This window comes from Mesorhizobium sp. M1D.F.Ca.ET.231.01.1.1 (assembly GCF_003999155.2).
Classification (GTDB): Bacteria; Pseudomonadota; Alphaproteobacteria; order Rhizobiales; family Rhizobiaceae; genus Mesorhizobium.
The window spans coordinates 1-287 of the sequence record NZ_RZOZ02000270.1 but is presented as its reverse complement, the minus strand read 5'-3'; the positions used below and the strand labels follow the sequence as shown (position 1 = coordinate 287).

At 65.5% G+C, this 287-nt stretch carries 1 pseudogene; it reads left to right on the top strand.

From position 1 onward, the window contains the following. A pseudogene (locus EN874_RS33260) lies at positions 1 to 287 on the top strand (peptidase C14 caspase catalytic subunit p20); the annotation flags it as partial.

Here is a 287-nt window from a genome sequence, read left to right as displayed (position 1 = left end):
CTGATGCGCAACGATGAGCCCGAGGGTCAGCAGGTCATGGTCGAGCAGACGCAGCCGGCGTCGGAGCGCGGGCTCCATATCACCGGCGCCGCCGAAGCCATCGACAACCACGGCGTCAGCATCCCGGTCGGTGTCGGCCCGGTGCCTCTGAAGCTGGATTTCCCGACCAACGACCCCGCGGTCAGCCTGAAGCTCGCAAGCTATCCGGCTACGGGCACGCTGTCGCTGCCGGATCGGACCTTGTCTCCCGAATCAAGCCTGATGGCCGATGATGTCGACCATTTGCG